Origin of the sequence: Mesorhizobium sp. 1B3 (genome assembly GCF_050958605.1) — a bacterium.
GTDB lineage: Bacteria > Pseudomonadota > Alphaproteobacteria > Rhizobiales > Rhizobiaceae.
Map to the genome: position 1 here is coordinate 162,639 of NZ_JBJHDO010000009.1, position 23,620 is coordinate 186,258.

Annotated in this window: 23 protein-coding genes and 1 pseudogene; 14 read left to right on the forward strand and 10 right to left on the reverse strand. The window is 63.0% G+C overall.

The window, feature by feature from the left end; all coding sequences use genetic code 11:
- The first annotated feature begins 281 nt into the window (after positions 1-281).
- Positions 282-1,247, forward strand: a complete 966-nt coding sequence (locus ACCO56_RS23035; protein ID WP_433643203.1) for a LysR substrate-binding domain-containing protein — start codon at positions 282-284, stop codon at positions 1,245-1,247.
- On the opposite strand, the gene ACCO56_RS23040 is transcribed toward ACCO56_RS23035, so the two are convergent.
- Positions 1,225-1,782, reverse strand: coding sequence for a phosphonate degradation HD-domain oxygenase (locus ACCO56_RS23040; RefSeq protein ID WP_433643204.1), 558 nt, complete (start codon positions 1,780-1,782; stop codon positions 1,225-1,227). The two genes, ACCO56_RS23035 and ACCO56_RS23040, sit on opposite strands and share 23 nt — an antisense overlap.
- 364 nt (positions 1,783-2,146) lie before the next feature.
- On the reverse strand, positions 2,147-2,797 hold the full coding sequence (locus tag ACCO56_RS23045; RefSeq protein ID WP_433643205.1) for a LysE family translocator: 651 nt from the start codon (positions 2,795-2,797) through the stop codon (positions 2,147-2,149).
- 560 nt (positions 2,798-3,357) lie between these two features.
- Between ACCO56_RS23045 and ACCO56_RS23050 the strand changes: the two genes are divergently transcribed.
- Positions 3,358-3,831 (forward strand): N-acetyltransferase family protein, encoded by a 474-nt coding sequence (locus ACCO56_RS23050; protein ID WP_433643206.1) that lies wholly within the window; start codon positions 3,358-3,360, stop codon positions 3,829-3,831.
- 49 nt (positions 3,832-3,880) lie between these two features.
- Here the strand turns inward: ACCO56_RS23050 and ACCO56_RS23055 are convergent, their stop codons facing one another.
- Positions 3,881-4,462: a TetR/AcrR family transcriptional regulator gene (locus tag ACCO56_RS23055; protein ID WP_433643207.1), complete on the reverse strand. Its 582-nt coding sequence runs from the start codon at positions 4,460-4,462 to the stop codon at positions 3,881-3,883.
- Between the two features lie 89 nt (positions 4,463-4,551).
- Between ACCO56_RS23055 and ACCO56_RS23060 the strand changes: the two genes are divergently transcribed.
- The 5 genes and pseudogenes from ACCO56_RS23060 to ACCO56_RS23080 form a co-directional block, all read left to right on the forward strand.
- Positions 4,552-5,343, forward strand: a complete 792-nt coding sequence (locus ACCO56_RS23060; RefSeq protein ID WP_433643208.1) for a crotonase/enoyl-CoA hydratase family protein — start codon at positions 4,552-4,554, stop codon at positions 5,341-5,343.
- Positions 5,344-5,561: 218 nt separating this feature from the next.
- A complete protein-coding gene (panB, locus tag ACCO56_RS23065) occupies positions 5,562-6,383 on the forward strand; it encodes a 3-methyl-2-oxobutanoate hydroxymethyltransferase (protein ID WP_433643209.1) in 822 nt (273 codons plus the stop codon).
- Positions 6,380-7,225 carry a pantoate--beta-alanine ligase gene (gene panC / locus ACCO56_RS23070; RefSeq protein ID WP_433643210.1) on the forward strand — a complete coding sequence of 282 codons (846 nt, stop codon included), beginning with the start codon at positions 6,380-6,382 and terminating at the stop codon, positions 7,223-7,225. The genes panB and panC overlap by 4 nt, the downstream gene beginning before the upstream one ends.
- Before the next feature lie 96 nt (positions 7,226-7,321).
- Positions 7,322-7,789, forward strand: coding sequence for a PaaI family thioesterase (locus ACCO56_RS23075; protein ID WP_433643211.1), 468 nt, complete (start codon positions 7,322-7,324; stop codon positions 7,787-7,789).
- Positions 7,790-8,425: 636 nt separating this feature from the next.
- Positions 8,426-8,892 (forward strand): annotated as a pseudogene (locus ACCO56_RS23080) (IS91 family transposase); the annotation flags it as partial.
- 537 nt (positions 8,893-9,429) lie between these two features.
- Here ACCO56_RS23080 and ACCO56_RS23085 read toward each other — a convergent pair.
- From ACCO56_RS23085 to ACCO56_RS23095, 3 genes are read right to left on the reverse strand one after another with little or no spacing between them, the layout of a single operon-like run.
- On the reverse strand, positions 9,430-11,556 hold the full coding sequence (locus ACCO56_RS23085) for an acetate--CoA ligase family protein (RefSeq protein ID WP_433643212.1): 2,127 nt from the start codon (positions 11,554-11,556) through the stop codon (positions 9,430-9,432).
- Positions 11,549-11,956, reverse strand: coding sequence for a MaoC family dehydratase (locus tag ACCO56_RS23090; protein ID WP_433643323.1), 408 nt, complete (start codon positions 11,954-11,956; stop codon positions 11,549-11,551). Before ACCO56_RS23090 ends, ACCO56_RS23085 begins: the two co-directional genes overlap by 8 nt.
- The gene (locus ACCO56_RS23095; RefSeq protein WP_433643213.1) at positions 11,950-12,411 is read right to left on the reverse strand and encodes a hypothetical protein; all 462 of its coding nucleotides are present in this window, start codon (positions 12,409-12,411) and stop codon (positions 11,950-11,952) included. The genes ACCO56_RS23090 and ACCO56_RS23095 overlap by 7 nt, the downstream gene beginning before the upstream one ends.
- Positions 12,412-12,517: 106 nt before the next feature.
- Here ACCO56_RS23095 and ACCO56_RS23100 point away from each other — a divergent pair, with 106 nt between their 5' ends.
- Positions 12,518-13,675, forward strand: coding sequence for an acyl-CoA dehydrogenase family protein (locus ACCO56_RS23100; protein ID WP_433643214.1), 1,158 nt, complete (start codon positions 12,518-12,520; stop codon positions 13,673-13,675).
- Positions 13,675-14,148, forward strand: a complete 474-nt coding sequence (locus ACCO56_RS23105) for a MaoC/PaaZ C-terminal domain-containing protein (RefSeq protein ID WP_433643215.1) — start codon at positions 13,675-13,677, stop codon at positions 14,146-14,148. Before ACCO56_RS23100 ends, ACCO56_RS23105 begins: the two co-directional genes overlap by 1 nt.
- Before the next feature lie 4 nt (positions 14,149-14,152).
- Here the strand turns inward: ACCO56_RS23105 and ACCO56_RS23110 are convergent, their stop codons facing one another.
- A complete protein-coding gene (locus tag ACCO56_RS23110; protein ID WP_433643216.1) occupies positions 14,153-15,703 on the reverse strand; it encodes a class I adenylate-forming enzyme family protein in 1,551 nt (516 codons plus the stop codon).
- 142 nt (positions 15,704-15,845) lie between these two features.
- Between ACCO56_RS23110 and ACCO56_RS23115 the strand changes: the two genes are divergently transcribed.
- Genes ACCO56_RS23115 through ACCO56_RS23135 form a run of 5 tightly spaced genes read left to right on the forward strand, consistent with a single transcriptional unit; the run spans position 15,846 to position 20,419 of the window.
- Positions 15,846-16,247, forward strand: a complete 402-nt coding sequence (locus ACCO56_RS23115) for a Zn-ribbon domain-containing OB-fold protein (protein ID WP_433643217.1) — start codon at positions 15,846-15,848, stop codon at positions 16,245-16,247.
- The gene (locus tag ACCO56_RS23120) at positions 16,244-17,401 is read left to right on the forward strand and encodes an acetyl-CoA acetyltransferase (protein ID WP_433643218.1); all 1,158 of its coding nucleotides are present in this window, start codon (positions 16,244-16,246) and stop codon (positions 17,399-17,401) included. The genes ACCO56_RS23115 and ACCO56_RS23120 overlap by 4 nt, the downstream gene beginning before the upstream one ends.
- Before the next feature lie 37 nt (positions 17,402-17,438).
- Positions 17,439-18,419: a Bug family tripartite tricarboxylate transporter substrate binding protein gene (locus tag ACCO56_RS23125; RefSeq protein WP_433643219.1), complete on the forward strand. Its 981-nt coding sequence runs from the start codon at positions 17,439-17,441 to the stop codon at positions 18,417-18,419.
- A gap of 54 nt (positions 18,420-18,473) precedes the next feature.
- Complete coding sequence (locus ACCO56_RS23130; RefSeq protein ID WP_433643220.1) at positions 18,474-18,932, forward strand: tripartite tricarboxylate transporter TctB family protein; 459 nt, start codon at positions 18,474-18,476, stop codon at positions 18,930-18,932.
- On the forward strand, positions 18,920-20,419 hold the full coding sequence (locus tag ACCO56_RS23135) for a tripartite tricarboxylate transporter permease (protein WP_433643221.1): 1,500 nt from the start codon (positions 18,920-18,922) through the stop codon (positions 20,417-20,419). The genes ACCO56_RS23130 and ACCO56_RS23135 overlap by 13 nt, the downstream gene beginning before the upstream one ends.
- Before the next feature lie 22 nt (positions 20,420-20,441).
- On the opposite strand, the gene ACCO56_RS23140 is transcribed toward ACCO56_RS23135, so the two are convergent.
- The 3 genes from ACCO56_RS23140 to ACCO56_RS23150 are packed head-to-tail and all read right to left on the reverse strand — an operon-like array spanning position 20,442 to position 23,616.
- Positions 20,442-22,037, reverse strand: a complete 1,596-nt coding sequence (locus tag ACCO56_RS23140) for an AMP-binding protein (RefSeq protein WP_433643222.1) — start codon at positions 22,035-22,037, stop codon at positions 20,442-20,444.
- A gap of 15 nt (positions 22,038-22,052) precedes the next feature.
- Positions 22,053-22,445 (reverse strand): Zn-ribbon domain-containing OB-fold protein, encoded by a 393-nt coding sequence (locus tag ACCO56_RS23145; protein ID WP_433643223.1) that lies wholly within the window; start codon positions 22,443-22,445, stop codon positions 22,053-22,055.
- Between the two features lie 4 nt (positions 22,446-22,449).
- Positions 22,450-23,616, reverse strand: coding sequence for a thiolase domain-containing protein (locus tag ACCO56_RS23150; protein ID WP_433643224.1), 1,167 nt, complete (start codon positions 23,614-23,616; stop codon positions 22,450-22,452).
- Between the last annotated feature and the right edge of the window lie 4 nt (positions 23,617-23,620).

A 23,620-nucleotide genomic window follows, 5' to 3' on the forward strand; every position in this document is an offset into this window, starting at 1 on the left:
AAGTGCCGGTGGGGCGCCGCGGTTGCGGATGATCTCGACCACATCCAGGGATTCGAGGGCAGTTGCAGTCGGCTGCCCGGGCGCTGCACCACATTGGACAGCGAGTTGGTCGGATAGCTTTTCCGATCACGCTTTCCGCTCCACTGCCTTGACAGTGCTGGCTTTGGATTTGATGTGGATCCGCCATGATCCCTACTCCGTCCCGGTGCGACGAAACTAATTAGGTTCAATGCTATGATGTATAAGGTATCATAGTGACAGTTATATGAAGGAGATGATTGATGCGGGCGGAAAAGCCGAGCGGACGGGCTGGCAACCGAGCAATGGACGTCGATAGCGGGAACGCTGGTCGCGTGAGGCGCGAGAGCGGCATTACCCTAAGCGCACTCCAAACCTTCGTGACAGCAGTGGAGGCTGGTAGTTTTTCGAAGGTGGCGGCAGAGTTTGGCGTCTCTCAGCCAACCATTTCGATCCAACTCAATAACCTCGAACAAGCCTGTGGCATTCTGCTCTTGCATCGTAGACCGAAGATCGTACCCACAGAAGCCGGCCGCGAATTGTTCATTCGTGCGCGGCAAATACTGAGCAAGATCGGCGAATTCGAGGACGTTGCCCGAGACCTTCGCGTTCTCGGCCGAGGACAGCTTTCGGTCGGAACGTCCACCCCCGCCTTTGCCATGCCGCTCGTTGCAGAGTTTATGGCGGCGCAGCCCGCGGTGCGCCTAAAGATTAGTATCGGGAACACCACAGCCCTGCTCGAGGATGTTTCTCAATGTCGAATAGACGTCGGTGTCATGACACTCGCACAGCCACCAGCCGGCCTACACGCTACCCAAATTGCGAGACAGCGACTGGTGGTCTGCGTTGCCGCAGATGACCCTTGGGCGACGCGCGACAGCATTCATATTCCTGCGCTTTCCGAGCGAACAGTGCTCATGCGCGAGGAAACGTCCATGACGCGCCAGCTTGCCGAAGCGGCATTTCAAGAGGCTGGTGTCGCACCCGCCAACCGAGTTGAAATTGGGAGCCGCGAAGCCGTAAGGGAGGCTGTGGTGGCCGGGGTCGGAGTGGGGATTCTGCTAGAGGGAGAATTGCGTGGAGACAAAAGACTTGCCGATGTTCCCCTTGCTGGAACGTCTCTAATGGGCGGCGTTTACGCCGTTGCTTTGAAAGAGGCCGTCGAGATACCCGCAGTAGGTGCGTTCCTCGCGCATGCGGCGGCGACTACACCGCCGACTTCTGGCTAAGGACCGCCTCGATACGAGGCAGGAAGTGATCGAACCTCGGCGTCCCTGCGGCCGGATCTTTCGCCCTGTCGTCCAGCCGGCGCAGCTGAACGGCAGCCTCAGAATGAGGGTTTTTCTCGAATTCCACCACCTCGTCAGGGGAGAAAGGGCCTCCCTGCAATGCGAGCGAACGCACCGAGTCCTCGGCGAGCTTGTCGAAATAGGTGGGGTCGGTGGCGCATAGATATCGCTTGGCCGCGACGTGAAGGCGGATGGGCTCGGTCACCGAGGGCCCGAAGTATTGCGATAGCCAGCGCGCCGCGAGTTCCTCGTGCGTGTCGTCAATTCCGGCGAGAGCTGCGTCTTCTCCAAACTCGTGGATCATGTGACCGACGTCATGCAGCAGTGCCGCGACAACGAATTCGGAGCTGCCGCCTTCCTCCTCCGCCATAGCGGCCGACTGCAAGGCATGCTGTAGCTGGCTCACATCCGACAATCCGTATCGCTTGGTAGCTCGGGTTTCGTAGATTTCTCTAAGCGTCGCGACAACAGACACTGTACTACTCCATTATAGCCTCAATGCTATGTACAATATATCGCCATAGCCTTTCAGGCAAGTTCGAGAATCGGCACAACCTCAGGTTCGTCGCCCGATCCCGCAGATTAAGACGAGCTTGAAGCGGCGATGAGGTGCTACGACGAAGGGCGGGAATCAGGCAACTGCAACAAACGCTTCGGGTCCGAGCATTCAGCCAGCGGACTTTGCACTGCCGGTGAGGCACCGTTGAAGTCCTGGAGGCTCTTCGTTGCTAGGCTCTAACAGCGGCCGCGCAGACCAGTTTTCTCAACGTTCGAGCTCACAACGAACTTCGATTCCCGGTTGTAGTTGATCGACGAGATTGACTCTTCTGCGGAGCCGTTTAGTTGCGTCGCTCCAGCAGCAGCTTTATGCCAAATGTGATCAGGACAGCCCCAGTCATGCCATCGATCGCCCGCGCGAAGGCGGAACGACTTAGGATCCGCGAGAATGGCTTGGTTGCCGCAACGATGCCGGCGAACCAGATCAACCCCATGACCGCGTGAATACTTGCGAGTCCGACACTGAAGGAGACGATGGGCGCGTCAGCAGGAATGAACTGTGGCAAGAAGCTGAAATAGAAGACACCGACCTTCGGGTTCAAAAGGTTTGTTGCCAAGCCACGCCAGAACCAGCCTGCCGTTTGAGTCATCCAGAGTTCTTGAACGTGCTCGCCGGGGTTTTCTCGGACTTTCCCGGTCCGACGATACGCACTGCGAACCATCTGCGAGCCAAGCCAGAGGAGGTATGCCGCCCCTAAATACTGGAGCAATCGATAGCCCGTTTCGGATATGGTCAATACCCCACCCAAGCCTAGCGAGGCCACCACACCCCACGCGAGGACACCCACAACCACCCCGACACCGGCTGCCATGGCCTTCGCAGGTCCATTCAGAGTGGCTGCACGCAATACAAGCGCTGTGTCAGGTCCGGGTGTCATTGTCAGGAGCCACGCGGCTGCTGAAAAGCTGACGACTGCGGAGACAGAATCCATGGATAATCCTGTGCTGCGCTCTGGAAGGGTGTAGCGACCCAAGCGGAGCGGTACTGCGTTGAGACCGGCTAGCCTGCCCGTCGTGCCCCCGTCCGGGAAACACCTTCGGTAGCAATCAAATGACCTCGGATCGTGCCTCCTCGATCCGTCCTGGTCGCTCGTTTCAGTCAATAAGACTGGCGCGAGATGGTTATGCGCAAGCAAGAAACGCTCACTTACCATGAGAATAATTCGCTGCATTTTTCCTCACCCGGGCGCGCGGTCGGGCACAATCACGAAGCGGCGGGAAAGCCGATAGGCGGCACCGGAAAAACACCGCCGCAGGGGAATCCACACCGCGCCTTCTCGCCAGCAGTCCTCCCCTGCATACGAATCAATGCGCTATTGATACACTTGATATGATTTACCGAGATATGTATCGTCCGACTTTCTGAATCGGCGCTGGCATTTGGGTTCAGTCTAGCCGAGCCGCGCAGCGGCACGCGATGGGGAGGTGAGGTCCTTGAGCAACGATATATATCCGTAAACCCCCGCGGACACGTCGCCGGAGACGAGAAATCATGCAAGTACGTCCAGCAGCAACAACTGACGCCCCGAGTTGCACCGAACTCGTCGAGGAGCGACGAAGGGAGTACGAGAAATACCAGCCGCGCTTCTGGAAGAAGGCCGCTAACTCGGCAGACGCAACTTTACCTTGGTTTGAGCACCTTTTTTCGGATCCTAAGAATGTGTGCCTGGTTGCGATTGAGAATGGGGGCGTAGCCGGCTTCTTGATCGCCAGGGAATTTCCTACGCCGCCCGTTTATGATCCTGGAGGTGCGACCGCACTGATTGACGATTTCTGCGTCGCTTCGAAGGACCGGTGGCAGGATGCTGGACATGCTCTGCTAAGCGCAGCGAAAGATATTCTCAAGCAGAGAGGTTACGCGCAGGTCGTTGTGGTCGGGGCGCGACAGGACGTCGCCAAGACGGACTTCCTCAACCAGGCCCATTTATCGCTCGCGTCAACCTGGTGGACTGCGGGCTTCTTGTAGCAGGTTCTAGGAAACGTCGCCTTCGAAGAGACTTGCGCTGAATCTGATTTCAGACACTCTTCGTTGCGGATTGAACAAGCGTCGCGGCCGCCTCCCCAGCACATTCGATATAGGCGGTGTCATAGTGAACGAGCATCGCCGAAAATGCTCCGTCCAATAACAGCACGACCTGCCGCGCGATCCGTGGAGCTTCCTCGACGCCGTGTTCGCGTATCGCGTCAGTCAACCACTGCTCCAGCTTTCGCTTGTGGTTGCTGGCGGCCTTTACGGCAGGATGGCCAGGTGTGTCGATCAATTCAGAAGCGGTCCGCAGGAATCCGCACCCCTTCCATTTCCGGCTGCCTGCGGCCATGGCAATGTTTCGGAAGATGGAGCCTATGCGATCCGACGCCGTGCCATCAGCCTCCTCAAACCAGCGTCGGAACTGGATCAGATTGGGCTGGTCGCGTGAAACAAGATATGCCGCGACGAGATCGTCCTTGCTCTTGAAGTGATAATATAAAGACTTCTTGGTAACCCCCGCCTTGTGAGCGATCGCGTCGACGCTCACTGCCCGAATCCCGAACCTGTAGAACAACGCGTTTGCCGCTTTGACGATCCGGTCCCGAGTGTCAACACTGGTTCTAGGCATCGATAAGTATACTCACTAGTGAGTTTAAGTGGTGTCCTCAGGATGCTAGCTCGAAGGTCATTCACCTGCAATCACTGAGGAGACCGGATATGACAGAGGACACTGTGCTTTTTGAAATGCGCGGCCGAGTTGCGCTTCTTACGCTTAATCGACCCGACAAGCTCAATGCACTCAACTACGCAACCAATGACCTCCTCTTGCGGCGGTTGGATGAGATCGAAGTCGATGAGAAGATAGGAGCAGTGGTGCTGACCGGATCCGGCCGCGCTTTCTCAGCGGGCGGTGATATTCACGAGTTCTCCGAAAGCGTGAAGAGGGGAGTGGACATCGCCGTGCGGGAGTTCGTACGTCGCGGCCAAGCGATGACCGCGAGGATGGAAGCGTTCCCTAAGCCCATCATCGCTGCGGTCAATGGAATCGCGTTTGGCGGCGGGTGCGAGATTACCGAGGCCGTTCATTTGGCGGTGGCAAGCGATCAAGCATTATTCGCCAAACCGGAGATCAACATCGGGATCCCGCCGACCTTCGGCGGAACCCAGAGGCTTCCCCGGCTGGCGGGTCGAAAGCGCGCCCTGGAATACCTCCTGACTGGAGACACTTTCACATCTCAGCGCGCGTTTGAGTTGGGGATTGTGAACCGGGTCGTACCACACGATGAGCTGCTCAATACTGCATTCGATCTAGCGGATCGCATACTACGCCACTCGCCGCTGGCCGCCGCTCGTATTATCACCGCCGTCACACGCGGACTGAACGTCTCGATAGCCGAGGGCCTGCAAATCGAAGCTGAGCAATTTGCGCGAATGGTCGCGACTGCGGATATCACGGAAGGATTGGGCGCGTGGATAGCGCGTCGAGTACCAAACTACACCGGTCGTTGATACGGTTCGACGAGTTCGGCCCCCTGTGGGGTCGCGCCAAGGATCCGCCGGGCGTCCGAGACAGGCCGAGTGGCTCGCGCGAGGCTGTTGAAGCCGATTCACGCGGGTCAAATCGTTTTCACTTGCGGCACAGAGCGCGATGAAAGAATGCCTGCCTTCACATCCGCACCGATTCCGCATGAGGAGGCGGGCCGTTGAGCGCAACTGGAAACGCTCGCATGATAACGACGTCATATGTAGCGCAAGCAAAGGGAAGAACCCCGCTTGTCTGCCTGACGGCATACACGACGCCAATGGCGAAGCTGCTCGACGCGCATTGCGACGTGGTGCTGGTCGGTGACAGCGTCGGCATGGTGCTGCACGGCTTGCCGTCGACGCTCGGGGTTACGCTCGATATGATGATCCTGCACGGCCGGGCCGTGCGGCGCGGCGTCGAGCGCGCGCTGGTGGTGGTCGACATGCCCTTCGGCTCTTACGAGGAAAGCCCCGAGCAGGCGTTCCGGAACGCCGCGCGCCTCATGGCCGAGACGGGGTGCGCAGCCGTCAAGCTTGAAGGCGGCGAACCCATGGCCGGAACCATCCGCTTCCTCGCCGCGCGCGGCGTGCCGGTCATGGCGCATGTCGGCCTCACTCCGCAGTCCGTCAACACGTTCGGCGGATATGCCGTGCAAGGGCGCGGCGAGGACGGCGAGCGCGTGGCGCGCGACGCGGCCGCCGTCGCGGAAGCCGGCGCCTTCGCGGTCGTGCTCGAAAAAGTGCCGGAGTCGCTCGCCCGCCGCGTCACCAGCGAGATCGCCGTGCCTACCATCGGAATCGGCGCCTCGCAGGCCTGTGACGGCCAGATCCTCGTCGTCGACGACATGCTCGGCGCGTTCACCGATTTCCGCCCGAAATTCGTCCACCGCTATGCCGAACTGAGCGCGGAGGCGGAGAAGGCCGTCGCTGCCTATGCTGCAGACGTGCGGGCGCGCCGCTTCCCCACGGCCGACCATGTGTTCGGCGATACGCCGGGAGCTGTCGCCAGGGGACGCGGGGCATGAGCGTGCAGATCGTCCGCACCCTGGCGGAGCTTCGCGCGACGATCGCCGCCTGGCGGCGCGACGGCGCCGTGATAGCGGTCGTGCCGACCATGGGCGCGCTGCACGAGGGTCACCTGAGCCTGGTGCGCGCCGCGCTCGGCCGGGCCGACCGGGTCATCGTCACCCTGTTCGTCAATCCCAAGCAGTTCAACAGTGCGGCCGATCTCGCCGCCTATCCCCGCACCGAGGACGACGACGCGGCGAAGCTTGCGCCCCTCGGCGCGCATATGCTCTACGCGCCGGACGCCCAGGAGATCTATCCGGAAGGCTTTGCCACGACAGTCTCGGTGAGCGGTGTCAGCGAAGGGCTGTGCGGCGCCTTCAGACCCGGCCATTTCGACGGGGTCGCCACGGTCGTCGCGAAGCTTTTTCTCCAGACCGGCGCCGACCTGGCCTTCTTTGGCGACAAGGATTTCCAGCAACTCCTTGTCGTCCGCCGTATGGCGCGCGACCTCGACTTGCCCGTGGAGATCGTCGCTTGCCCCACTGTGCGCGAGGCCGACGGGCTCGCGCTCTCGTCGCGCAACGTTCGCCTGTCGCCGTCCCAACGGGCGAAGGCCCCAAAGCTTGCCGAAGCGCTCACCGCGGCCGCGCGGCGCCTCGCCTCAGGCGCGCGCCCACTGTCCACGCTCGACGACGCTCGGACCGCGATTCTCGCAGCCGGCTTTGATCGCGTCGAATATCTGGAGTTGCGTTCGGCCGACGATCTCGCCACGCTCGACTTACTCGACCGGCCAGCCCGTCTACTCGTCGCGGCTTGGCTAGGTCACACCCGACTCATCGACAATGTCGAAGTAGTCTAGCGTGAGAATTTCTCAGCATATCGCGAAAGTTTCTCTCTCGGATCGCCGTATATTTCGCCGTAGCCTTCGCGGTTAGCAGATTTGTCGGGAGGAGCCATGAAGAATGAAATAGGCACACCAATAGACGAAAATCGGGAACGGCGGATACGCGACAGCTTCGCACGTCAGGGTCTCATGGAGCACCTCGGAGCGTCGATCAACGAGGTCCGCAGGGGTCTTGTGTCTATCCGCATGCCATTCCGGCCGGTGCTCTCACAGCAGCACGGCTATTTCCACGCTGGCGGGACGTCAGCGATCGCGGATTCAGCGGGCGGGTACGCCGGCTTCACGATGTTCCCGGAGAATAGTTCCGTTCTGACGGTAGAGTTCAAGATCAATCTCCTGAACCCAGCGCAAGGCGAAGCACTCGAAGCAATTGGCAAAGTGATTAAGTCCGGCAAAACACTTACCATCTGTCAGCTTGAAGTGTTTGCGGACAGTGCTGGGAGCCGTTCGCTGGTCGCGATTGGCCAACAAACACTTATCTGCCTGGCTGGCCGTCAAGATGCGCCGCACACACACTGAAGGTGCGGCTCGGCGGCGGCACGGGTCATGATTCGTCTCCCCGCAGCATCCATTTGTTCCTGGCCAAGCGCGAGAACGTCTTCGGGTTCGCCACGGCCTCTCGACCGCCCGCCATTGGCACATCCGTGCCAGCAGCGCTCGGCGATACCTGCGCGAGTACCCCGCCGGCCGTTCGACGCGTCAAGCATCTCGAAGCTGCGCGCAGCCGATGACCTGTTTCCGCCGCCAGCAGTGGCCCAGCAGCGTGCGTCTCATGCCGTTCCAAGTCCAAACGAGATATCTCGAAATCTGGTGGGAAAAGCTAGCCTTGCATTCTGGGGTGGAGCGGCAGGCTGTGCACTCGGGGGGCGGTCACTGTAATCGGCAAAGTTTCGCTTGCACTTTCGACCTTTCGACGTTGTCCCCGATCGAACCGGAGAACCGGAGGTAAGCGCTCCCGATGAACGTGTTCGTCCGGCTCGAGGCGGCGCGCAGCAACGTGCGATAACGGTCAAGTACTCATCGACCGCCACCCCGTATCACGGTACGCGACACCTCCCTCGACTCCATCTTGATTGGCGTACCGCATGACTCGGACTGCACCCGAAGGGTATCGCCGCTTGGAAGAGGACGATCCCAGACGAAGGATACGCATCGCGATGGGTGGTCTACGCCAAGGCGCCCTTCGCCGGACCGGAGGCGGTGCTCGCCTACCTGTCGCGCTAAACCCACCGGGTCGCAATCTCGAACCGCCGCCTGATCGCCTTCGACGAGAGCGGCGTCACCTTCCGCTACAAGGACTACCGCCGCAACGGCGAGGACCGGCAGCAGGTCATGACGCTAGCGGCCGACGAGTTCATCCGCCGCTTCCTGCTCCATGTCCTACCGCGAGGCTTCCACCGCATCCGCCATTACGGCCTGCTGGCTGGCTCGACCCGCGAGGCTAGTCTCGCTCTCGCCCGCGCACTCCTGGATGTCGCCGCGCTGATGACGGCACATCAGGCGCATCGGACGACTTCCGGCCGCCATGCCCCTGCTGCGGCGGACGCATGATCACCATCGAGACGTTCGAACGCTGGAAGCAGCCGCGCGGACCGCCGCACGCCACCGCGACGAACCGGGAGGGTTAGCCATGACCCGGCATGGCATGGTCAAGGCATTAGCCGCAGGCGCTGCGCCTCCGGCAACGGACACACGCGCGTCCATGGCGACTATCGCCGCCGACAGGATAGCGACGAGCCGCGTGCCCGGCCGGCTAAGACGAGCCAAGACGCGAGGAGGCCGCCTGTCCGCACCCACTTCCGCGCTTCCCACCACTAGTCGCGCCATCGCCGACATCGGCCGCAGTTCGAAATCCCCATAGCCACAGACTGTGGCCCGAGAGTTCCTGCATGAGAGGCTTTCGTACGCCTGCCGGCACCCGAAACCCTTCACCATGTCGGCCGTTGACTGGCCAACAAGGGGTATTCGGGCTGTGTCCCACAGCTTCCTGGCGCAGTCGTATACCTCCCTATCCCGAGTTCGAGGAAAGATCCTTTGCCTCACGTCTGTAGCACCCCTGTGTTGGCGTGACCAGGGTAGCGTGGACTGGTTCTTCCAGCCACCGTCTTGTCCTTGATCTACTGGCCGCGCCCTCGATCGTCGGGCATCTTCTTGAATGGCTAGGAAGGTGCTTGCCCTGGCGCGGATGCAGACGTTGCCTTCCCCTTCACTCGGAGAGTTGCGTCGCAGGCAATCACTCCCTTTCCCACAGCCAGGACGCGCAAGGGATTGATTTCCAGCTCGACCATGGCGTCGCGATCGCTCGCGAACGCGGCCGACAGACGCGCGACGGCCGTGGCAGCGGCGTCGATTTCCGCCACAGGAGCGCCTCGGAACCCGAAGAAGAGTGGCACGCCCCTGAGTGTGTCCAGCGCCAGCCGCGCCTCGTCCTCTCCGATAGGCGCGAGACGGAACACCACGTCCTTGTAGAGCTCGGCCGTCACGCCTCCGATGCCGATCATTATCATTGGACCCAACGCCGGATCTGACCGACACCCAACGATCAATTCCACTCCCGGCGGCGCCATCGCCTCGATCAAGACCGCACCGGTCCTCAGGCGCTCAAGTATGTCACGGGCGGCAGTTTCAACCGCAGCGTCGTTGTCCAGCCCGAGAACGACACCGCCGACCTCCGTCTTGTGCAGGATATCAGGCGAATGAACCTTGACTGCGACCGGCAGGCCGATTGCCCTTGCCGCCTGCACTGCCGCCTCCGGGGAGACGGCCACGGCGCGTTTCGGTGCCGCAATACCGATGCTTTCCAGGACGCGCTTGGCAGAATCCTCGGTTCCGTCATGGAGCTTTAACTGGGCTGCAAACCCAGCCAGCTGGTCTGGCGAGAGCACAGCATCGCAGCGAGACACCGATCGCTGGCGCATCGCCGTAGCGAGGGCGGCAATCGCTCGATGATGATCTTCGAACACCACAAAGCCGGCGTCTTCATATTCTGCGATCCGCTCGGGATCTGCGACGATGCACAGAAGCATCGGAACATCGGGATAGCGCTCGGGCAGCGGCGAGAGGATCGACGAAAGCCGCGGGGCAATAACTTTCGATCCCGCCGTCACAGTGAAGAAGGCGACCAGCGCATCGAAGGCCCCGTCGCGCAACACGACATCGAGATTGTTGCGCACCAGCTCCAGATGGTTGAAGGCCTGCGCCGTCACGTCGACGGGGTTGCGTACAGCGGCAAAGGAATTGATTTCCTTTAGCGCCATCTGTGCTTCCGGTGGCAAGGGCGGGACCTCAAGCCCATGTGCCGCGGCGGCGTCGGCCATCTGAACGCCTACCGCCCCCGAGATGGTCACCAGTGCCAGCCGGTTGCCACGCGGTCTGCCATTCATGCGCTGCAGCAGATAGGCCGCATCGACTGCTGCCTCTGTGGAGGCGGCACGCGTCGCGCCGAACTGGACGAGCATTCCGTCAAACACTCTGTCGCTGCCGCTCATCGCGGCAGTGTGGGTGCGGACAGCTTCCGACCCGACGGCGCTGCTTCCCGCCTTGAGGAAGATCACCGGCTTGTCCGCGGCGGCGGCGGCGCGCAGCCCGGCGACGAGCGAGTCGCGCGCGCGCACCCCTTCGGCGTAAGCGACGATGATGCCGATCTCTGGCTGGGAAGCCATCCATTCGATACAATCGCCGACATCGAGACCGGCCTCGTTGCCGGTGGTCATCCAATGACCGACCCTCACCCCGCGGCGGATGGCAATTTTGCACAGATGGCTGCCATAACCTCCGCTCTGGCTGACGATTCCGACATTGCCGGCTGGCGCGAATCGGTCCTCGAAGATCGCTGAAAAACTGCCGTAGAATCGATGCGCGGCGTTGAATGCTCCGAGGCAGTTGGGGCCCAGAAGCGCGACGCCGTGGCGGCGCGCGATCGTTGTGAGCTGTGCCTGTCTTTGCTGCCCCTCGTCGCCGCTCTCCGCGAAGTCGGCGCTGAATATGATTGCCCCACGCACGCCGCGTTCCGCGCTTTCCCGAAAGGCGGAAACGGCCGCTGCGGCTGGCAGCGCGATGATTGCCAAGTCGGGTGCCTGAGGCAGGTCCGACACCGTCGGGTGGCAGGTCAGCCCCTGGATCTCACGATAGTTCGGATTGATCGGCAGGATTCGACCGGCGTAACCGGCGTCGAGCAGGTAGCGGATCGGTCGTCCGCCGATCCGCGCCGGACTATCGGAGGCACCGATGACTGCAATTGAATCCGGCCGCATCAGCGATGCGATGGACTTGGCCTGATCATGCATTGGTATTTATCCCCACTTCGCCCACCGCGATGACGCGATCGGCAGCGACTATCCGCAAGTCCAGTGCCATGCCGTTCGACGACAGGTCGCGGCAGGTGAGCTCGAGCGTCAGCGTCTCGCCGACGAAGGCGGGGCTCAGGAGCTTTCCGGTCAACCGGCCGCGTTCGGTCCAGGCTTCGACACCAAAGAGTTCGCGCAACCATGGTTCGAAGAAGGACAGCAACAGCATGCCCTGGGCGAACGTGCCGCTGAATGGGGTGCCGGCGGCATAGGCAGGGTCGGTGTGGATCGGCGCGTCGAAGCCCATGTACTCGCCAAAGATGTCGAAGGCCACCTGTGTCAGCGCTGGAGACCTGCGGGTCAGAACGTCTCCGCGTCGCAGAGGAAGATTGGTCAGCATGGCCAATAGAGTGTGCGAGTGATGGACATGATCAGTCGATCGTCGCCGGCGGATCGTATCGTCTGGGCAAACACCACAAAGCGCTTGTGGTTGCGGATGAACTTGTCGGCGACCGCAATGCAGACTTCCAGCTCCTCGCCAATTCTCGCTGGGCTGGCGAGAGCGAGTTCCTCGCGGGCATGTAGGACCCCCGGCGGAAGTTTCAGGAACTGCTTCAAGGTGCCAAGCTCGTTCAGCAAAAAGGCAGGTACGTGGTCGGGACGGGAGCCCGACCAGCCCGCGATCTCGCAGAATCGCTCGACCTGCCCGGCATTGCGGACGAGTCGGCGCGGCCCGAATGCTCGTCCTACGGGAACATTCGCATAGGCCACACCAGTCCAGCCGGACATCCGACGGTCGGGTTCGGGCTCGCGCCCGCCCTCGTTGCGTTGGTGTTGTGCTTCCTGTGCAGCCACGGCTGGCGCCACCTTTGCCTGAGTGTCAACAGTTTTCAGATGACATGAGTGCTCCCTACCGCTATTAGATCCAAAGATCAACCGTATCTGAGAGCAGGAGCGACACGTGCCGCTATTCAACGACTTCGGCTTCACCGACGAGCAGAAGATGCTGCGGGAAAGCCTGCTCACGCTCGCCCAGAGGCATCTGCCGGCGGAGCGCATTCGAGAACTCGACCGCGACAGCGGCTGGCCGAAAGAGGCGTATCAGGCGTTGGCGAAGGACGGCTGGCTCGGCCTTCCCTACCCCGAGCAGTATGGTGGTCTGAACGGCAGCTACAAGGACGTGGCGATCCTGTTGGAGACGCTGTCCTACCACTATGCCTGCTTGGCGACGACCTACATGACTAGCGTGATCTATGCGGGCCTTCAACTGCTCTACAACGGGTCCGAAGAGCTCAAGCGCGACTACATGGTGCCGATGATCCGAGGCGAACTCTATCTGTGCTTTGCGCTGACCGAACCGCAGACAGGCTCAGACGCGGCTTCGATCAAGACCCACGCGATCGCCGACGGTGACGACTACATCATCCGCGGCCAGAAGTGGTTCATCACTTCGGCCCATGTCGCCGACTACATCGTCCTGGTGGTCAAGACCGATCCGAATGCCGAGCCGGCCCATGACGGCTTCAGCCTGTTCTTGGTCGACGCCAAGGCGAAGGGTGTGACGATCTCGCCGATCGAGACGATGGGCCGCCACTCTACCCATACCAACCAGATCTTCTTCGACGACGTTCGCGTTCCGGCCCGTAATCTCATCGGCGAGAAGAACCGCGGCTGGAAGATCCTCATGCGCGGGCTGAACCTCGAACGCATGGCCATCGCCGCCTGCGGCGCTGGCAATGCCCAGAAGGCCATCGAGATCGCTCAGGACTACTCCACCCAACGCATCCAGTTCGGGCGTCCGATCACCAAGTTCCAGGCTATCTCTCACAAATTCGCCGACATGCGGATCAAGGCGGAGATGGCGCGTCTCGTCACTTACCGCACGGCCGAAATGATGGACGCGGGCTGGGACGCACGCATGGAGACCGCAATTGCCAAGATCGTCGCCACCGACAACGACTTCGAATGCGCGAACCTCGGAATGCAGGTGATGGGCGGCGCGGGCTATTCGATGGAGCACGACATGCAGCGTCTGTTCCGCGATTCTCGCCTCGGGCCGATCGGCGGCGGCAGCAACGAGATCCAGCGCAACATCATCGCCAAGCTGATGGGACTGTGATGACCAGTTCGACCCCGAAACCGCGCGGCCGCTATTTTGAGGACTTTGCCGTCGGCGAGGTCCTCGAGACGGGACGGCGGACCGTCACCTCGACCGACATCGTCAACTTCGCCTGCCTGTCGGGCGACTTCAACGACGTCCACTGCAACCACGAATATGCGAAGGCTTCGCCGTTCGGCGAGCCGATCGCGCACGCGCCGCTCGTCTTTGCCGTCGCAGCCGGGCTCAACTACGCGTCGGGCGTCAACGACGGCACGCTGCTCGCAGTGCTCGGCATCGACAAGTGGCGGATGAAGCTGCCGGTGAAGCACGGTGACACGATATTCGTGCGCTCGGTAGTCAAGGCGCTGAGTGAAACGAGCAAGGACGACAGGGGCGTGGTTACCTTCGAGCGTGCCTTCGTGAACCAGCGCGGGGAAGCGGTGCAGGAAATGGAGATATCCATCCTCTACAAGCGGCGGCCCCGCGGCTGAGACCCTACGCGGATGCTGAGTCGGCCTTCACTTCGGCCGACTGCAGCCATTGCTCCACCTCGCGATGGAGAATCTTGCCGGTGTTGTTACGCGGCAGCGTTCCCTTCGGGACGAACACGATGCGGCTCGGCCGCTTGTAGGCGGCTAGTTCTGCCCGGCAGAGGGCGATGAGTTCGTCGGCCGCGGGGGCCGGATCCTCGGCGGCCACGACCAGGACCGGCGTCTCGCCCCACTTCGGGTCAGGCTGGCGCACGACGACGGCCTCGACCACCTGCGGATGGCGCAGGACGACGCGCTCGATCTCGGCTGGATAGATGTTCTCACCGCCCGACTTGATCAGGTATTTTCGCCGGTCGACATAGCGCAGCCGGCCGTCGACCAGACGCACGAAAACGTCTCCGGTATGGTACCACCCACCTGCGAAGGCGTCGCGGGTCGCCTCCGGCGCGTTCCAGTAGCCGCTGAACAGCGTCGGGCCGCGCATCACCAGTTCGCCGGCCTGCCCGACGGTGACAGGTTGCCCCGCATCGTCGACGAGTGCGACCTCGCAAAGCAGGCTTTCGGTCTTCGCCAAGTCGAGGGGCTCGTTGCCGGCCTCCAGGCGGCCGGCCGACGCCGGCGGCATGCCCGTCTCCGTGCTGCCGAAGGTGTTCGTGAAGGGGACGCCCAAAATGGCGGTCAGTTCGGCGATCTCCTTCGGCGCAAAGAGGTCGGCCAGCGCGCCGAACTTTTTCAGGCGACGCACGACCGGCCGCCGCTCGCGCAAATATTCGAACGTCTTCTCTACCATGCCGGGAAAGACGATGAGGTTGCTGAGGCTCTCGCGTTCCAGATAGTCGCAGATCAGCGGCAGGTCCGGCCCGTCGAGCACCACGACCTTGCCGCCGAGCAGCAGCGTGCCCAGGCTGAGCTCCACCGATGCCATGTGGAATAGCGGCGACCATGCGAGGAACGTGTCGTCGCCATCGACGCCATAGTCAGTGACGTAGACCAGCAGGCGGGAGAGCATCGCCCGCTGGCTGATCAGGGCGCCTTTCGGGAGGCCGGTGGTCCCGCTGGTGTAGATGATGAAGAGCCCGTCCTCGGGATCGGGATGCACAGTCGGGGACATCACTGCATCGACGGCCTTGAGCTCCAGCAGGGTGGCGTCGATATCGCGCACCACATCGGAGGACCCGATGCCCTCCAGCAAACCTCGCATGCGCGACGACGCGAAGATGACGGCAGGTTCGACGAGCCCGACGCAGTGGGCGAGCTCAGGCGTCGACATCCGCCAGTTGAGCGTGGCGACGATCAGCCCTGCGCGCATGGCGGCCACGGAAAGGACGAGAAAGAACGGATGATTCTCGCTCAGAATCCCGATCCGGTCGCCCCGCATAACTCCGCTGGCGGCCAGGTGGGCCTCCAGCGCCGCCGCGAGACGGTCGAGACCGGCATAGGTCCATTGCTCGCCGCCCGGACAAGCCACGGCCGGCGCGTCGGGCTGCAGACGACATCTTTTCTCGAAGAGGGCGACGGGCGAGAGGCGTGACGCGGAAAGGACTTCTTCAAACATGCTGCTGCGGGCCGCACGGCCCTGCCTCCATTCGATTCGGCGGTTGACCCACCTATCAAAGCACACTAGCCTAGAATTGTAAGCTGTTTACAGTTTGCAAAAGACAGATGATCCCGATGCGGCTCCCGGAGGAGAACAAATCTTGAACCGGCAGACTACCATCGATTCCCCAATGGCCTACTACAAGCGGCGATTGGCGGCGAAAGAGTTCGTCATCCAGCGGTGCTCCGATTGCAGCCGCGCGGTGTTCTATCCGCGGGTCCTCTGCCCGCACTGCGCGTCTTCCGCGCTGAGATGGGAGGCACCGAGCGGTCGCGGCACCATCTACTCCAGGACCGTGGTCCAGCGGTCCGCCGACAAGGGCGGACCCTACGGCGTGGTGCTCGTCGACCTCGAGGAAGGGGTGCGAATGATGTCAACGGTGATCGACCGAGACCCAGGCGATGTGGCCATCGGCGACGAGGTGCAGCTAGACATAGCCAGCCTCGACGGGGTTCTCGCGCCCGTCTTCCGCTCAGCCCCCCGACAGGAACGTGTCAAGTGAGCGGCGCGCTGCGCGGAAAGGCGGCCTTTGTCGGCGCTGCCACGGGTTTCATCAACGGCGCGGGCGGGCTGTCCGCGGCCGAGATGATGGCGGTGACCGCGGCAGATGCGCTGCGCGACGCCGGCCTGTCGATCCGTGACGTCGACGGTCTGTTCGTCGGCATGCAGACGGAGTTTCTGAGCACGTTGGCCTTCGGCGAATATCTGGGCATCCGGCCCCGCTTCTCTGACAACAGCCGTGTCGGCGGATCTTCGTTCCTGTGCCATGCCGAACAGGCCGCCCTGGCACTCGACGCTGGGCTCTGCGACGTCGCGCTGATCTGCTACGGCAGCAACCAGCGATCGGCAGTCGGCCGTCTGCAGACGTCGGTGGCCGGCACCTGGTCGGACATCGAGGCACCCTACAACGCGCGGTTTCCGGTCAGCTCCTACGCGCTGTCCGCCGCGCGCCACATGCATGAATTCGGCACCCGCCCGGAAGATCTGGCATCGGTGGCGGTATCAGCGCGCCGCTGGGCCCAACTCAACCCCGATGCATTCGCCCGCGAGCCGCTGGACGCGGCGGAAGTGCTCGCCTCACCACGCGTTTCGACGCCTCTCGGACGTCTCGACTGCTGCCTGGTCACCGACGGCGCGGCCGCCGTTGTAATGACGCGCGCCGATCGCGCCCGGGACCAGGCGCGCAAGCCGGTCTATCTGCTCGGCTCGGCCGCCGAGCACTGGCACAAGCAGATCTCGGCGATGGAGGACCTGTGCGTGACGGCAGCGACCCGTTCGTCGCAGCGCGCCTACGCGGCGGCAGGAATCGGCAGCGGCGACGTTGATCTGGTGCAGGTCTACGACGCCTTCACAATCAGCACTATCATGCTGTTGGAGGATCTCGGCTTCTGCCCGAAGGGCGAAGGAGGACGATTCGTGTCCGGAGGCGTGATCGCGCCCGGCGGAAGCCTTCCCGTCAACACCAATGGCGGCGGGCTCTCCTGCTGCCACCCGGGAATGTACGGGCTGTTCACGCTGGTCGAAGCCATCCGGCAACTGCGCGGCGAAGCCGGGGATAGACAGGTCGCCGATGCGGAAATCGCACTTTGCCAGGGAAGTGGCGGTGCGTTTTCCAGCCAGGTGACCAATATTCTGGGTACCGGGGCCGCGCTCTGACGCCGGTGTAACTACAATCCAAACGGGAGGTAACGTAATGAAGCTCAAGCAGATGATGCGCGCGGTCGCCGTCGCGGCCATCGTTTCGGTGACGACCCTCGCCAATGCCCAGTCATGGCCGTCGCAACCAGTCAAGCTCATCGTGGGCTTCAGCCCGGGCGGTACGATCGACGTCGTTGCGCGCATCATCGGCGAACAGTTGCAGGCCAAGCTCGGGCAGCCTTTCGTCGTGGAGAACCGCACCGGCGCCAACGGCATGCTGGCGGCCGAGGCCGTCGCCAATGCGGCGCCCGACGGCTACAGCGTGTTCGTCAGCAACTCGAGCACGATCACGCTCAATCCGGCGCTGTTTCAGAACCTCAAATACAATCCCGAGCGCGACTTCGCGCCGGTGACCAGCGTGCTGTCGGTACCGCTCATCCTTGCGGTCAATCCAGAGAACCCCAACACCGCCAACATCAACACGATCGAGGATCTGATCGCCGCCGCCAAGGCTGCGCCCGGCGAGGTGCTCTACGGCTCGGCCGGCAACGGCAATATCACGCACCTGGCCTTCGAGTTGCTGAGCCAGCGGGCCGGCATCAAAATGACGCATCTGCCCTACAAGGGTGCTGCGGCCGCGCAAGCTGCGGCCCTGTCGCAGGAAGTCGCCGTGATCTTCGACACGCTTTCGGCGATTCCGCAGATCAAGGCCGGCAAGCTGCGCCCACTTGCCGTATCGTCTGCCGAACGTCTGCCGATGCTGCCCGACGTGCCCACCGTGGCAGAGAAGGGTTTCCCGGGCTTCAACGTGGGCTTCTGGGTCGGGTTCTTCCTGCCGAAGGACACGCCACAGGATATTATCGACAAGCTGGCGGCCGAGATCACCGCGGCCGGACAGGACCCGGTCGTTCAGGAAAAGCTGTCAGCACAAGGCTCGGTGGTGAAAATCTCGCCTGCCGAGTTCGCCGAACAGATCCGCAAGGAGACTGCCGAGCTGGCCGATGTCGTTCAGAAGGCGAACATCAAGGCCGACTGACGATAGCTGCGGGAGCGAGCGTGCCGCCCGCTCCCCCTTTTCCGGGAAGGCCGCATGAAACGACTTGCCACACCGGATGCCGCATCCGGCATTCTTTTTACAGCGCTTGGTGCGCTCGGCGTGGTGCTGAGCCTCCAAGAGCAGATCGGGACCGCCGCAAGGATGGGATCGGGCTTCCTGCCGCTGACGCTGTCCTGCGGGCTGCTTGCGCTTGGCCTGGTGATTATTGCCAGCGGCCTGCGCAGCACCGACAACGAGGCGGTCGAGATCGGCGGCATGCGTCCAGTGGCCATGCTGCTGCTGGCCGTTGCGGTCTTCGCACTCAGCGTTCGCAATCTCGGGCTCGGCCCGGCTGTGTTCCTGGCGACCCTGATCGCCTGCTATGCCGAGGCCAGGCCAAGCCTGCTGCGGGTGCTGGCCTTCGCCCTGCTGCTCGCTCTCTTCTGCACGCTCGTTTTCATCCGCGGCCTCGGATTGACCGTTCCTGCGTTGGTGCTCCCATGGATATCCTGAGCAATCTCGGCACCGGATTCGCCGTCGCCTTCACGGCGACCAATCTGTTCGCCTGCTTTGTCGGCGCCCTGCTGGGCACCCTCATCGGCGTGCTGCCGGGTATCGGACCCGTTGCCACGATTGCAATGCTGCTGCCGATCACCTTTGGCATGGATCCGACGACGGCACTGATCATGCTCGCCGGAATCTACTACGGCGCACAGTACGGCGGCTCGACGACAGCGATCCTGATCAACCTACCGGGCGAATCCTCGTCGGTCATCACAGCCCTCGACGGGTACCAAATGGCCCGCCAAGGGCGGGCTGGCGTCGCGCTCGGCATCGCCGCCCTCGGCTCATTCTTCGCTGGATGCGTCGCGACCCTGGTGATCGCGATGATCGGGCCCATGCTTGCCAGTGTCGCCACCAGCTTCGCCTCACCCGAGTATTTCTGCCTGATGCTGCTCGGGCTCATCGCCGCGGTGTCGATCGGCAGCGGCTCGCTGTCCAAATCGGTGGCGATGATCCTGCTCGGGATGCTGCTCGGCCTGGTCGGGACCGACGTCTACAGCGGCTATGCCCGCCTCGACTTCGGCGTGCGCGAACTGTCCGACGGCATCGACTTCGTGCCGCTGGCGCTCGGCCTGTTCGGCATTTCCGAGATCATGATCAATCTCCGCAATCCGGAAAGCCGCGCCTTTCTCGCGACCAAGGTCGGGCGGCTCCTTCCAAACCGGGAAGAAATTGGCGCGGCGGGCATGCCCATCGTTCGAGGCACGCTGCTCGGCAGCGTTCTGGGCGTGCTCCCAGGGGGAGGCGCGCTGCTCGCCTCTTTCACGTCCTACATGATCGAGAAGCGCGTGTCGCACGCCCCTGAGCGGTTCGGCAAGGGGGCGATCGAGGGCGTGGCGGGACCGGAGGCGGCCAACAATGCCGGCGCGCAGACCTCGTTCATTCCGCTGCTGACGCTCGGCATTCCGGCCAACGCGGTAATGGCGCTGATGATGGGCGCGATGATCCTGCATGGCATCCAGCCGGGGCCGAACGTCCTGTCCGAAAAGCCCGAGCTGTTCTGGGGCATGACGGCCAGCATGTGGATAGGCAACCTGATGCTGGTGATCATCAACCTGCCCTTGATCGGGCTCTGGGTGCGACTTCTGTCGGTCCCCTACAGCCTGCTCTATCCCGCCATCATAGTGTTCGCCTGCATCGGCGTCTTCAGCGTCAACTATCAGGTGTTCGACCTTCTGATGATCGCGCTGTTCGGCCTCCTCGGCTACGCCTTCGTGCTGCTGCGCTGCCCGCCCGCGCCGCTGGTGCTGGGTTTCGTACTCGGGCCGATGATGGAGGAGAACCTGCGCCGTACCATGCTGATCGCGCAGGGCGACCCGATCATCTTCCTGCAGCGGCCGATCTGCGCCGCCCTGCTGGCGATCGCCGTGCTGCTTATCGTGCTGGCGGCGCTGCCGTCGATCAGCCGGCAAAGGGAGAAGCTGGAGGAAGGCTGAGCGCGACGGCGCCCACCGGGCCTCAGGGCACGGAGCGCAGATCGTGGCCGCCTAGGAGCGCTGCCTTGAGACGCGCTTTGGCGATCTTGCCGATGTTGGCACGCGGGAATTCGTCGACCACATGGACCTCCCATGGGACCTTGAAGTCTGCAAGCGTCGCCCTGCAGGCGGAAAGGACCTCTTCCGCGACAGCCTCGTCGCCGGCGACAGCCAGCCGTCCGTGCACGCGCACGAATGCAACGGGAACCTCGTCACGCAGGGGATGCGGACGGCCGATGACGGCGCTTTCGGCCACGCCGTCGACGCCGTTGACAACGCGCTCGATCTCCGAGGAGGCGACGTTTTCGCCGCCCACCTTGAGCATATCCTTCCGCCGGTCAGCGAATTTTAGGAAGCGGTTATCGAGCAGGGTCGCCTGGTCGCCGGTGTTGAAGAACCCGTCGCCGTCGAAGGCGGCGGCGGTCGCCTCTGGGTCGTCGAGATATTCGAGGAACAGCGACACGCCGCGTACGCCGCCAATGTGAATCGCGCCGGTCTCGCCGATTGTCACCTGCGTGCCGTCGTCTCGCAGGACACGGAGAGTGTATTCAGGCGCGGCTTTGCCCACCGCCCCATAGGGAGTCGGCAGGTGCGGATAGCCGACGATGCCGTGCGACAGGGTTTCGGTCATTGCCCACCAGCTGACCGACGGAATGCGAAAGGTCTCGGCCACGAGCGGATCGGAGAAGGCGACGCCCCAATTGCGGAAGTGATGCCGGTCGGGCAGCGGAACGTTCGCCAGCGCCTTGTAGCAGAAGCCGGTGATAGAGGCCCAGCTGCAGCGGTTGCGCAGGGCAACCTCCCAGAAGCGGCTCGACGAAAAGCGCGGCTGCAGGACCATGGTCCCGCCGGTCCACAGCGTGGCCAGCCACGAGAAGGAAAGCGCGTTGGTGTGGAAGAGCGGCAGCACGCAATGGTGGACATCTTCTGGCCGCAGCGCCTCGTGCGTGGCGCTCACGCGCCCAGCCCACAGCGCGTTGGCATGCGTCCAAACCACGCCCTTGGGGCGCGAGGTGGTGCCCGAGGTGAACTGCACGCAAACGGGATCAAGCGCGGCGGCCGGTCCGGTTCCCGGCAGTTCCTCTTCATCGAGAAGGTCATCGAAGCGATCGTGGCCGCCGGCGGGAGCCGGAACGCCGCAATCGTTGCCGGTGACCGCGATCCAGGCAAGCGATCGCCCGGCGCTGGCGACCGTATCGGCATGGGCGGGTTGCGTGATGGCCGCGACGGCTCGGGACTTTGCGATGTAGTAGGACAGCTCCTCGACGGAGCTCCGGGTGTTGGTCGTGATCGCCACCGCGCCGAGAAGCGCGCAGCCGCAGAAGGCGATCAAGAATTCCGGGCTGTTGTCGAGATGCACGATCACTCGGTCACCGCGGCGGACGCCGCACCGTTGCATGCCGCGCGCGAGCCGACGCGAAGCCGACAGGAACTGGCGATATGTCAGCATCTGCCCAGGGGCGTCGAACGGCTCGAAAACGAGGTGCGGGTGGTCCGGACGGAGCGTCGCCTGCATCTCCAGCAGCCAGCCGAGATTCTGGCCTTCGAAAGGATGGAGGCAGTCGGCGTACGGACCCATTTTCCCGCTCTCCAGCTAATCCGCGGGCTCGAAGGCGGGCAGCGTGCCCTGGTCGAAATCGACGAAGGTGAGCCTGACCCTCTGGCCGATGGCCAGCCTATCGAGATCGCAGTTCACCACGTTGGCCAGCATCTTCGGCCCCTCGGCCAGTTCAACATAGGCCATGGCGTAAGGGACGGAGGCACGGCGCATGACCGAGACGGAGTAGATGGTGCCGGTACCCGCGGCGTCGCGCCACTCGATTTCCTCGCTCAGGCAATGCGGGCAGTGGGAGCGCGGGTAGAAGTGATGCTTCTCGCAGGTATGGCACATCCCGACCAGCAAGCGCCTGTCGCGCGCCGCCGCCCAGAACTTCTCAGTCTCGGGGCTCGGAACGGGAGCCATGATTTCGCGCGTGGGGGCTGTCATTTCGTTACTCCCGCTCAAGGATCAGGGTCGAACTGCAGTGGCGGTTGCCGAGCGCCGAGCCCCCTATCGCGTTGACCACCGCTAGCCTGCAATCCGACACCTGCACCGCTGCATTCGCTTCCCCGCGAAGCTGGCGCACGGCCTCGATGGTCTTGGTCATGCCGCCGCGGTTCGACGGGTGGTTGCTGCAAAGCCCACCGCCATCGGTGTTGAACGGCAAGCGTCCGACGCCAGAAATCAGGTTGCCGTCGGCAACGAAGCGGCCGCCCTCGCCCTTGTGGCAGAATCCGAGATCCTCGATCTGGATCAGAGCCGTGATGGTGAAGCTGTCGTAGATCGACGCGTAGTCGATGTCCGACGGAGCGACTCCTGCCTCCTGGAAGGCCATCGGGCCGGATCGGGCGGCAGCCGACGTGACGAGATCGACGTCGCCGCCGCTGCTGTGCTTGATCGCTTCGGCCGCGCCGCGCACGCGGACGAGCGGCTTGCCAAGGCTTAGCGCGATTTCCGGGCGCGTCACGACGAGCGCGCCGCCGCCGTCGCTGATCACGCAGCAGTCGAGCCGACGCAGCGGATCGGCCACCATCGGCGCGTTGACAACATCCTCAACCGTCACGACGTCGCGCAGCATGGCGTCCGGATTGTGCTGCGCATGATGGGATGCCGCGACCTTGATCCAGGCGAGCTGTTCGGGCGTCGTACCGAATTCGTGCATGTGGCGGGCGGCCGACATGGCATAGAGGTTGGCGACCGTGGCCCCGAACGGTGCCTCGAACTGCACGTCGGGCGAGGCCAGGTTGTAGATGCGCGGCGTCGTGCCAGTTGCCGTGCCTTCCGATCGGGGCCGTCCGCCGAGCGTGATCAGCGCAACGTTGCACTTGCCCGCCGCAATCGCCTGCGCGGCGTGCCCGATGTCGAGCGGATAGGCGGCGCCTCCGGCTTCCGTCGAGTCATAGTGGCGTATCCGCAGGCCCAGATACTCGATCATCTGGAGCCCGCCGGGCGCATCTCCAGCACAGAAGTAACCATCCACGTCCTCGATGCCGAGCCCGCAATCGCGCAGCGCACCCAGCGCCGATTCGGCGTGTAGTTGCGCCACCGACTTGTCGGGCGCCTTGCGGGTCGGATGCTCGTAGACGCCCGCGATATAGGCCTTGCCGCTGATGCTCATGCCG

Excerpts from the sequence above, each read along its gene's own strand:
- ACCO56_RS23150 (WP_433643224.1), bottom strand. The coding sequence starts at position 23,616 with ATGAGCATCAGCGGCAAGGCCTATATCGCGGGCGTCTACGAGCATCCG.
- ACCO56_RS23035 (WP_433643203.1), top strand. The coding sequence starts at position 282 with ATGCGGGCGGAAAAGCCGAGCGGACGGGCTGGCAACCGAGCAATGGAC.
- ACCO56_RS23045 (WP_433643205.1), bottom strand. The coding sequence starts at position 2,797 with ATGGATTCTGTCTCCGCAGTCGTCAGCTTTTCAGCAGCCGCGTGGCTC.
- ACCO56_RS23085 (WP_433643212.1), bottom strand. The coding sequence starts at position 11,556 with ATGCATGATCAGGCCAAGTCCATCGCATCGCTGATGCGGCCGGATTCA.
- ACCO56_RS23140 (WP_433643222.1), bottom strand. The coding sequence starts at position 22,037 with ATGGGTCCGTACGCCGACTGCCTCCATCCTTTCGAAGGCCAGAATCTC.
- panC (WP_433643210.1), top strand. The coding sequence starts at position 6,380 with ATGAGCGTGCAGATCGTCCGCACCCTGGCGGAGCTTCGCGCGACGATC.
- ACCO56_RS23075 (WP_433643211.1), top strand. The coding sequence starts at position 7,322 with ATGAAGAATGAAATAGGCACACCAATAGACGAAAATCGGGAACGGCGG.
- ACCO56_RS23105 (WP_433643215.1), top strand. The coding sequence starts at position 13,675 with ATGACCAGTTCGACCCCGAAACCGCGCGGCCGCTATTTTGAGGACTTT.
- ACCO56_RS23135 (WP_433643221.1), top strand. The coding sequence starts at position 18,920 with ATGGATATCCTGAGCAATCTCGGCACCGGATTCGCCGTCGCCTTCACG.
- ACCO56_RS23145 (WP_433643223.1), bottom strand. The coding sequence starts at position 22,445 with ATGACAGCCCCCACGCGCGAAATCATGGCTCCCGTTCCGAGCCCCGAG.
- ACCO56_RS23060 (WP_433643208.1), top strand. The coding sequence starts at position 4,552 with ATGACAGAGGACACTGTGCTTTTTGAAATGCGCGGCCGAGTTGCGCTT.
- ACCO56_RS23055 (WP_433643207.1), bottom strand. The coding sequence starts at position 4,462 with ATGCCTAGAACCAGTGTTGACACTCGGGACCGGATCGTCAAAGCGGCA.
- ACCO56_RS23110 (WP_433643216.1), bottom strand. The coding sequence starts at position 15,703 with ATGTTTGAAGAAGTCCTTTCCGCGTCACGCCTCTCGCCCGTCGCCCTC.
- ACCO56_RS23050 (WP_433643206.1), top strand. The coding sequence starts at position 3,358 with ATGCAAGTACGTCCAGCAGCAACAACTGACGCCCCGAGTTGCACCGAA.
- panB (WP_433643209.1), top strand. The coding sequence starts at position 5,562 with ATGATAACGACGTCATATGTAGCGCAAGCAAAGGGAAGAACCCCGCTT.
- ACCO56_RS23130 (WP_433643220.1), top strand. The coding sequence starts at position 18,474 with ATGAAACGACTTGCCACACCGGATGCCGCATCCGGCATTCTTTTTACA.
- ACCO56_RS23125 (WP_433643219.1), top strand. The coding sequence starts at position 17,439 with ATGAAGCTCAAGCAGATGATGCGCGCGGTCGCCGTCGCGGCCATCGTT.
- ACCO56_RS23090 (WP_433643323.1), bottom strand. The coding sequence starts at position 11,956 with ATGCTGACCAATCTTCCTCTGCGACGCGGAGACGTTCTGACCCGCAGG.